Consider the following 6,000-nt stretch of genomic DNA (forward strand, 5'->3'; position numbering starts at 1 on the left):
AATACATTAAATTATTTCATCTTTAATATGTAGAACTCGCGAAAGATATTATACTTAATATTTGGAATTTTATCTACTTTGTATATAATTAAAATAATTTTGAATTTTAAAATTAAAAAAGACACGACATGGTCGCAATCGACCTAGTCGTGTCTTCATATAATTATCATTAGTGAATCTTAATATTCAATGTTTGGAGCTTGGTTTACATGATTTTGGTATTTTTTGAAACCATAGAACGCTGCACCAGCTAATGCTAAAATAACTGCTAATTTTTTCATCTTAATAACACTCCTTTCAAAGATGCGGTTCTTGAACAAACAAAATGTTCAATAGTTAATTACTATTATACACGTTTTATAGTTATTTTTAAAAACTTGAATTTCAAATTAACGTAATTTTTCCCTTATTTTCTAAAATTCATTATTAATTTTGAAACTACATAGATTTATTTTACAACTGAAGTTACGATTTATTCTTATACCATTTCAAATCAAATTGTTACTCTTACCATAGATTAAGAACTATAAAATATAACATAATCTTAAAACATCTCGTTCTTATCAAGATTTTTTAAGTAAGATATTGTTGTTTATCATTTATTAAAAATATTTTATGAATACGTTTGATTGATACCTTCATACAATGCATTAATAAATGCCTCCATTGTTGGTGTCCAATTTTCTTTGTTGGTACGATTTTTTGTACTAGTATCTCCATTTTTAAAGAATACTTTTCTTAAAGCAGTCGTTAATTCTAACTGAACGCCAGTGTTATTGTCTTCTCTATTAATGAAGTTTTTATTATTTTGACCGCCTAGATACTCTGGTGGAACTTTAACAGTAAATCCACGTCCAACAAGTTGCTTCTCTATAGCATTTCTCAAATCTGAACGAGGTCCGCCAAGATAGATAATCTCCTCAGTACCTGATGCGCCATGAATTGAAACAGTTGCAGTACGGTTTTTAATCTTTTGATTTAATGTCGGATCATCATAATGAGTAGACGTAACATGTAATTCAGAGTTATTTTTAGGTCTAATGCCTTCAAATGAATAATAATCATAATTCCCTTTATCCGCTAATGCTTTAGTTAATTCTGTTGTACCTTGTTCAATACTTCCACCATGTGGAGCAACAATGAGTACTTGATTCCCAGTGTTTTTTGTATCTTTTCTCCAGTCTACACCTTCAGTTGTTTCTTTTTCTAACTGTGTCATCGATTGATATTTATCTGTTTTACGTTCAGCAGGTGCCACTCCCACTAATTCTTTACTACTACTGATTTTAGAAGTAGGTGACGTTGAAAGTTGCTTTGCTTTTGTAGTTGTACTAACTTGAGTCGTTAAAGTAGGTTGTGCCTTTGTCGTAGAGGATTGAACTGTTTTAGATTTTGTTGATACTGACGGTGATTTTGTTTTACTAAGTTGTGTAGTGTTTTTTTTAACTGAAGTTGTATGACTTTTAGTTGATTGTTGTGTTTTTGTTGATATTTTAGCTTTAGAAGTTGGCGACACAGTAGTTGCTTTATGAGAAGTTGTGCGTTTCACAGAAGTAGGCATTGTTTTTGAACGTGTTGAAGTTGTTGAACTCTTACGAATGGTAGGCTGAGTCTTGGTTGTTGTACGCGTTTTATTTAATGTTGTAGATTTTTTGGCTGTTGTAGTTTTTTTAGTTGATGACGTTTTGGGTGATATAGCTCTTTTTGTTGATGTAGCTCTAGATTTAACAACCGTATCTTTAACTGAACGTTTAAAATTGGACGTCGTCTTTTGAGTTGGAGATGTCTTAGTTACATGTGTTTGTTGCGTTTTCGTACTTGCATCAGCATACTGATTAAATGAACCTATTGTCCCTACTCCAATAAATACGGTAACGAAACTTAGCGTCACTTTCTTCATTGAAAAGAACCGTGAAATACTTTTGACTTTCATATCAATTCTCCTTATGAATTATTAATATAAAAATTATACTAACTTATTTGTGCAAAAAATCAATATTTTTTATTAAGTTGTGGAATGTTTTTTATCATATCAATATTTTTAGAATATTGATATTACTAAATATTTTCACTAAAAAAATTTTTTAAACAAAAACAAAGAGTTTAAGATACAAATCCTTAAAAAAGCAATAAGATATTTTCAATTGAAAGTTATCTTACTGCCATTCTCTATTTATGCAATATTTCATATTGAATAACCCACTTTTCTAGTGTGCTATCTCAATCTCTTTCAACAATTAGCACTACTTGCTTAGGAGTCTCGGCATAAATACTAAGTATTAACATGCAATTTCGCTTTTAAATACTTAAAAAATAAGACACCTTCATATAATTTTAATAAATACCACCAAATTAAATTAACAGAGGGCTTCTTGCGTATAAAAATTATAACAAGCCTCAACTTAAAAGCTTACGCTATCAATGGGAAGTTATGTTAGAACTACTCAAAAATATATCGCGATATGTTAATAAAATTTTTGGAACGAAACCCAATTGTGATCTTAACTAATCTATATGTCTTAATAGTAAAAAAATAGATTTTAATGATATGTAAATCGAAATGGTAGAAATGGATTTAAATGTGATTTTAATATAAAAAAATGTGATGATTGTTTAGCATGTTCTTTGAGAGGTCTATACATAAAACCGGGTTCATAACAAATAAGAAAATCATGAAAAATGATAATTAGGAATACTTTAAAATTCAAACTAATTAAAACCTTTCTTAACTAGAAATGAAAAACTATAGTCATAGAATATTGGGTAGAACCTATTTTGGAAATTATGAAGGCTATTTGGGGTTTCACTCGAGTGTCAGCTCGAGCTATAAATAAAGTCAAAGGGAAATAGAGTTTTTATTAACGGTGCTTAATATTAAGAAAAATAGCGACTCAGAGATTTGAATACTTATAAAGTATCTCTTTTGTCTTTGAATATCAAAGAAATAAACCTCCTATCATTACATAAAATAACTTATCGGAAGTAGATATGCTTGTATATTTACAGATGGTATAATACTAGAGTCGCCTATCTCTCAGGCGTCATATTTAGACGCAGAGAGGAGGTGCAGAAAATGACAGATATTCTTGTTCACATCATGACCACGGCAGCAAGTGGTTGCATTGTCACATTCTTTGCGTATTGGCTTCGCAAACGTGATGATAAGTAAAATTAGGCGACTAAGCCACACCAAAAAGCCCCTCACTATTCTCAGTAGTGAGGGGTTTGGTGCATCAAATGCAGATATTCTTGTTAAATATATTATAACATCATAGTGGATAGGAATGCAAAACTATACAATCTAACGTAAGAAAGACAAATAAACATAATGGATGTGATTTCAATTTGAATATAATAGAAGGTGAAAACAGAATTATAGGTGTTTTAAAATTTATATCACCTAAATATAGCAAAGATTTTGAAAATGATTATTTATATTTTAATAGTCTTAAAACTTTTCAAAAAATTGAACATGAAGATATAGGAGATGAACTTGAAGGAGTTATTTCTGATAAGTGGGTGAATATAAATAGTTCAGAAGATTCAATAGAAATGTATTTCCAACATTTAGATGATCCATATGTCCAAATTAATAAGGTAAATCTAAAAGAAGTCATATTCAAAAATACTCCGAATATAAATAAAGATTTTAAAATTTGTTGCTTTTCTATAATAAGAGAAAGCGATTTAGTGAAGATGTATGATGGTATTTATAGGCTGTCGCAGAAATTCATAAATGAAATAAATGGTATACTTGATAATAGAAATATTTATATAACTATTGATTTTGAGCACTTTAAAAATAGGTTACTTAAATACTTTTCAGAAAATGATATATTTTTTAAAGGGGATATTGTTGAATACTTCAATGAGAAACATCCACTATTTTATAAAATAGAAAATAAGGAAGAACTGACATTTGAAGATATTGTTAAAGTTAGTTTTTGTAAATCTAATAAATATGCCAATCAAAAAGAATATAGAATTTTAGCATATAAACTGAAAGGAAATAAAATCAAAATAAACGGATTATATAATGAATTTTTTCAGTTAAAAGGCTTAGAACAATTAGCTATCAAATTTTATACAGAAGAAGAATATAAAGATATGTTAAGTGACTGATTTAAGTAAACCCTAATCATACTGATATAGTTGTTGAATTTATAATGACTCAAACGTATGATTTGGGTGTAATATTAATTATGGTATGAAAATAAATGTTGGCTATGCGAGGGTATTATCCATGGATCAAAATTTAAAAAGACAACTGGATAATTTAAAAACGTTTGGTGCGAAAAACATTTACAGAAAAACAGTCTGGGGAATCTATTAAAAATAGATTGTTATTTCAATAATTTCTTAGTTTTGTGAGGGTGGAAGATGAGGTTGTAGTGTAGTCATTTGATCGTTTAGGCCTTAATTACGATGAAGTGATCAAGACAGTTAATTATTTAAAAGACAAATAAGTTTAATTAATGATTACTAGCATACCTATGATGAATGATGAGATTAGCAATTCATTATTAGATAAATTCATGAAAAATCTACTCATTCATATATGAGCAATGGTTTCAGAACAAGAACGAAATGAAGTAAACGTTGACAAGCACAATGTATTAAAGTCGCGAAAGACAAAGGGCTATATAAAGGCCGTTCATTACTTTATTCGCCGAATTGTAAAGATCCTCAAAAATATATTATTTATCATCGTGTTGTAGAAATGTTAGAAGAAAGCCAAGCAATTAGTAAAATTGCGAAAGAGGTTAATTTAACAAGGCTAACAGTTTATAGAATTACGATATTGTTTTGGTTTTATAAACGTTTCTTCAATGCCTCCCAAAATAAATGATAATCACCTATTATGATATTTTAAAAATAAAGCAAGAAAGAGAGAAAATACAATCTCCTTTTTTTATATTCCTCTTCCCATTAATATACGATTAATACACTTCTTTATAGCAACCGACTGTTAAAGTATATAGAACCTCCGAATGTTTGAGTAATTAAATGATAGCTGTCATCATCTGGCAATCGTTCTTTTCTTCCTACTGTTCGTTGCACATATATATTACGTCCTATCTGATGAGGTGTTAGGTATTCTGCATGTACTTCTTTAATCCGGCCTTTGTGATACGTTCAATCCACTTGTTCATGCGGTATTTGTATATACTATATTGGCTTTCTCTCTAAAATATTTTATATGTATTTAGTAGTAAAATTTGCTATTCGCTGTAATCAAAAGAAAACTAAGCAACTTTAACATTGCTTAGTCGTTCTTCACTTCATTTTACTCTTCTTCTTGTTCTTTAATGTATTGGTCTATTTCTTTAATTTCTTCTTTCGTATAATCTAATTCAGGTAGAACACCAAATTTTTTATATCTATAATAATTAAACCGGTCATATTGTCCAAAATCTGAGTTTTTCCAATCTATATATCCAAATGATACATTCAATTTCCCTTCATTACTAAAATCAAATTCACATGATGTCCATGGTTCTTGATTTTCTTTTTTAAAGACATCTCTTAATTTTATAAATTTTTCATGAACCTCTATCAATAAATCTTTGTATATAACTGGAGACACATTATATAGCTTTGGGATATCTCCACTATAATATAATTCATTCTCATTATTCTTAGTGTAAAAGAAAAACACTTCACTACTTTCATCATTTACATATGCTTTTAAATAAATATTTTCCCATTTATCAGGTATCATGTCACTGACATCATTAGCGATTTCATTATAAAGCTTACTTACTTGTTCTTCAAAAATCATTTTCTATTCATCCTATATATTCTTAATGTATCTAGTTTGATTATATCCATTTATTTCATAATCAACTGAAAAACCACTTGGTCTTTGACTTCCACCTTTATATTCAACTTCAATCTTAATGTTTTTTACTTTTCTGCCCTTTTTAATTGATTTTTGCCATTCTTTCTCCATCTTATACCATTGACCGTTCTCTTTAAATGAGCGGTTGATGTATTTAC

Annotated in this window: 6 protein-coding genes and 1 pseudogene; 3 read left to right on the plus strand and 4 right to left on the minus strand. The window is 28.8% G+C overall.

From position 1 onward, the window contains the following. Positions 1 to 179: 179 nt before the first annotated feature. Both HMPREF2897_RS02000 and HMPREF2897_RS02005 read right to left on the minus strand, forming a co-directional pair. A complete protein-coding gene (locus HMPREF2897_RS02000; protein WP_002437978.1) occupies positions 180 to 281 on the minus strand; it encodes an SE2200 family small protein in 102 nt (33 codons plus the stop codon). A 332-nt stretch (positions 282 to 613) separates the two neighbouring features. Then, positions 614 to 1,933 (minus strand): poly-gamma-glutamate hydrolase family protein, encoded by a 1,320-nt coding sequence (locus HMPREF2897_RS02005; RefSeq protein WP_070592542.1) that lies wholly within the window; start codon positions 1,931 to 1,933, stop codon positions 614 to 616. 1,140 nt (positions 1,934 to 3,073) lie between these two features. Between HMPREF2897_RS02005 and HMPREF2897_RS12075 the strand changes: the two genes are divergently transcribed. The 3 genes and pseudogenes from HMPREF2897_RS12075 to HMPREF2897_RS13095 all read left to right on the plus strand — a co-directional run bounded on the left by HMPREF2897_RS12075 (position 3,074) and on the right by HMPREF2897_RS13095 (position 4,849). Beyond that, a complete protein-coding gene (locus tag HMPREF2897_RS12075) occupies positions 3,074 to 3,169 on the plus strand; it encodes a type I toxin-antitoxin system Fst family toxin (RefSeq protein WP_002495983.1) in 96 nt (31 codons plus the stop codon). A 176-nt stretch (positions 3,170 to 3,345) separates the two neighbouring features. Beyond that, positions 3,346 to 4,122 (plus strand): hypothetical protein, encoded by a 777-nt coding sequence (locus HMPREF2897_RS02010; RefSeq protein ID WP_070592546.1) that lies wholly within the window; start codon positions 3,346 to 3,348, stop codon positions 4,120 to 4,122. Between the two features lie 91 nt (positions 4,123 to 4,213). Continuing rightward, a pseudogene (locus HMPREF2897_RS13095) lies at positions 4,214 to 4,849 on the plus strand (recombinase family protein). Positions 4,850 to 5,287: 438 nt separating this feature from the next. On the opposite strand, the gene HMPREF2897_RS02015 reads toward HMPREF2897_RS13095, so the two are convergent. Together HMPREF2897_RS02015 and HMPREF2897_RS02020 are read right to left on the minus strand one after the other, a co-directional pair. Further along, positions 5,288 to 5,782 (minus strand): TIGR01741 family protein, encoded by a 495-nt coding sequence (locus HMPREF2897_RS02015; protein WP_070592547.1) that lies wholly within the window; start codon positions 5,780 to 5,782, stop codon positions 5,288 to 5,290. A gap of 12 nt (positions 5,783 to 5,794) precedes the next feature. Next, positions 5,795 to 6,000, minus strand: a 206-nt coding sequence (locus HMPREF2897_RS02020) for a DNA/RNA non-specific endonuclease (protein ID WP_176744852.1), incomplete at its 5' end; no start/stop codon positions are given.

The sequence above is a fragment of the Staphylococcus sp. HMSC065D05 genome (genome assembly GCF_001813195.1).
GTDB classification, from domain to species: Bacteria; Bacillota; Bacilli; order Staphylococcales; family Staphylococcaceae; genus Staphylococcus; species Staphylococcus epidermidis.

Excerpts from the sequence above, each read along its gene's own strand:
- HMPREF2897_RS02015 (WP_070592547.1), bottom strand. The coding sequence starts at position 5,782 with ATGATTTTTGAAGAACAAGTAAGTAAGCTTTATAATGAAATCGCTAAT.
- HMPREF2897_RS02005 (WP_070592542.1), bottom strand. The coding sequence starts at position 1,933 with ATGAAAGTCAAAAGTATTTCACGGTTCTTTTCAATGAAGAAAGTGACG.
- HMPREF2897_RS12075 (WP_002495983.1), top strand. The coding sequence starts at position 3,074 with ATGACAGATATTCTTGTTCACATCATGACCACGGCAGCAAGTGGTTGC.
- HMPREF2897_RS02000 (WP_002437978.1), bottom strand. The coding sequence starts at position 281 with ATGAAAAAATTAGCAGTTATTTTAGCATTAGCTGGTGCAGCGTTCTAT.